Source organism: Streptomyces sp. UNOC14_S4 (genome assembly GCF_020740835.1).
Lineage (GTDB): Bacteria > Actinomycetota > Actinomycetes > Streptomycetales > Streptomycetaceae > Streptomyces.
In genome coordinates this window covers 1-2,697 of record NZ_JAINFC010000744.1, presented here as the reverse complement: position 1 = coordinate 2,697, position 2,697 = coordinate 1, and the positions used below count along the sequence as shown (strand labels likewise).

Genomic DNA, 2,697 nt, shown 5'->3' with positions numbered 1-2,697 from the left:
GGGGTGCGGCGTGGGGTTCGAAGGCGCGCCACACCCGCTCGTCCAGGGAACCGAGAGAGGTCATGACCAGGACGTTCGCGACGCGGGAGGCTTCGGCGAAGAGGGGGATGTCGCGGCGCAGGAGGGCGCTCTTCGTCGTGGTCGTGAAGTTGACGCGGTACTCCGCGAGCGTGCCCAGGATGCCGGGCATGAGCCGGTAGTGGCCCTCGGCGCGCTGGTAGCAGTCGGTGGAGGTGCCGACCATGACCCAGTCGTCGCCCGTCTTCCCGCCGCGCAGCTCGCGGCGCAGCACCTCGGCGGCGTTGGTCTTCACCACCACCTGGGTGTTGAAGCCGTTGCCGGTGTCCAAACCGAGGTGGGCGTGGCCGTCGCGGGCGAAGCAGTAGGTGCAGGCATGGGTGCAGCCCCGGTAGGGGTTGAGGGTCCAGGCCATGCCGCCGGGGCGGGCGCCGGGGATCTTGTTGAGCAGAGTGCGGGCGCGTTGTTCGTGGAAGGTGATGTCCCGGAATCCGGGGGCCGGTACGGGTGGTGGTGTCACCTCGGCCGCGTCGAACAGGCCCGGCTGGCTGTTCACCGGGCGTCTCCTGCCCGTTCGACGCTATTGGCGGCGCGCAGGACGCGTTCGCCCAGGGTGCGCAGGTGCGGGCCGAGTTCGGGCGGGTCGAGGACGTCGAAGTCGTATCCGAGGACGGCGATGCGGTAGGCGAGGTATTCGAGGGAGTCCGCCCCGGTGAGCAGTCGGCAGGTGTGCTCGTCGACGGCCTCGACGACGCCGAGCGTGGCGGGAACGCGGTCGGCGACCTGTTCGGCCGGGGCGTGGACGAGGAGCAGGGCGCGGTGGCCGGCGGTGCCGCTGAGCGTGGTGGCCACCCAGGTCGCGGCATCGACGCCGCCGGGCAGTTCGCGGGGCGGAACGCGGGCGCCGGTGCGCATCGGGTCGGTGAGGCGGTCGAGGCGGAAGGTGCGCCAGTCGGCGCGGTCGGCGTCGTGGGCGACGAGGTACCAGCGGCGTCCGGCGGCGACGAGGCTGTGGGGCTCCGCCAGGCGGCGGGTCTCCTGCCCGTTGGCGGCGCGGTAGGTGAAGCGGACCTTCTCGTGGGTGACGCACGCGGCGGCCAGGAGGGCGAGGTGTTCGGCGTCGGCGCTCGGCCCGCCCTGCGGGACGGCGACCGCGGCCTCCTGGAGGACGGTGACGCGGCGGCGCAGGCGGGAGGGGAGGACCTGCTCCAGTTTGGCCAGGGCGCGTACGGAGGTCTCCTCGATGCCGGCGACCGAGCCCGCGGCGGCGGTGCGCAGGCCGATGGCGATGGCGACGGCTTCCTCGTCGTCCAGGAGGAGGGGCGGCATGGCGGTGCCGGCGGTGAGCCGGTAGCCGCCGGTGTTGCCCTGGGTGGCGTGGACGGGGTAGCCGAGTTCGCGCAGGCGGCCGACGTCGCGGCGGATGGTGCGCGGGCTGACGCCGAGGCGCTCGGCAAGCTCGTGACCAGGCCATTCGCGCGGGGACTGCAACAGGGAAAGCAGCCGCAGCAGGCGGCCGGGAGTATCACTCATGCCCGGGAGCATCCCAGCCCAATAGGACATTTCCCGACCTAAAACCCGGAGTCGGGCCGCTGAACAGCCATTCTGTCCATGAGGTCAGCGAGGCACAGGCCCTGGCGCAGGCAGGCGACGAGCAGGGTCCGGCTCGCCGCGCAGAGACATGGTCCCGGTGACCGCTTCTTGCCTGTTGTGTGACCGATCGATGACCGCGGGGCGAACCGGCCGGGCGCGCTGGTTGCCTGCAGGCATGCACAAGGACATCACTTCCCACCAGACCCGCCCGTTCCCCCGCTGTCACCGCCGGACCGCGCTTGCCGCGCTCCTCGCGGCCACGGCGGTGACCAGTGCCGTGCTCACCGGCTGCGGAGCCGGGGGCGAGAAGGACGGCGGCTCGAAGACGGGCGGCACCTCGGCGGCGCAGACGGGCAAGAAGGTCCTGTGGATGGGCGACTCCATCGCCGGTGCCGAAGCCCCGCCTCTGGAGGCGGCGCTGAAGGCGAGCGGTGCGGAGTTCAAGAACGCGGCCTCCGACGGCGGCGGCACCGTTGTCGAGGGCGACAGGATGGCCGGGAAGATCGCGGAGGGGACGTGGAAGGACCTCGCGAAGAACATCGCGTCCTTCCGCCCGGACGTGATCGCGTACCAGATCACCACCTACGACTGGGGTAGCCCTGAGCAGCAGCGTGCCTCGTACGAGAAGCTCGCGAGGACCGCGCGGGAGGCGGGTGCCGAGCTGGTGATCGTCTCGGCTCCGCCCTTCAAGATCGACGATTTCTACAAGAAGTACGAGGGCGCGATCGCGAGTGCCCCGAAGGCGGCCAAGGAGGCTGCCGACCGCAGCGGCGGCGAGGTGCGGTTCCTCGACTCCTCCGCGCTGTGGGGCACTGATGCCGGGGCCGGGAAGGCCCAGCGGTCGTCCGACGGCATCCACTCGTGCCAGCAGGGCTCCGCCGCCTTCGCCAAGTGGTTCACGCAGCAGCTCGGCACGGCGTACGGGTTCGCTCCGGCGGACCCGGCGAAGTGGGCCACCGGCTCGTGGACCGGCGAGGAGCGGTACGGCAAGCTCGGCTGCCGCTGAGCCGGAGCACCGCGCAAGCCTCCCGTCACCCCACCTGGACCGCCCCATGCCCGTATCCGTGCCCGTGCCCGCATCCCGCT

At 71.9% G+C, this 2,697-nt stretch carries 2 protein-coding genes and 1 pseudogene; 1 reads left to right on the top strand and 2 read right to left on the bottom strand.

What is annotated here, in order from left to right; translation table 11 throughout:
- Both K6I34_RS35220 and K6I34_RS35215 read right to left on the bottom strand, forming a co-directional pair.
- Positions 1 to 574, bottom strand: a pseudogene (locus K6I34_RS35220) (radical SAM protein); the annotation flags it as partial.
- A complete protein-coding gene (locus K6I34_RS35215) occupies positions 571 to 1,551 on the bottom strand; it encodes a YafY family protein (protein WP_229332101.1) in 981 nt (326 codons plus the stop codon). The gene K6I34_RS35215 and the pseudogene K6I34_RS35220, both read right to left, overlap by 4 nt.
- Positions 1,552 to 1,786: 235 nt before the next feature.
- Between K6I34_RS35215 and K6I34_RS35210 the strand changes: the two genes are divergently transcribed.
- On the top strand, positions 1,787 to 2,617 hold the full coding sequence (locus K6I34_RS35210) for an SGNH/GDSL hydrolase family protein (RefSeq protein ID WP_229332100.1): 831 nt from the start codon (positions 1,787 to 1,789) through the stop codon (positions 2,615 to 2,617).
- Positions 2,618 to 2,697 lie beyond the last annotated feature (80 nt).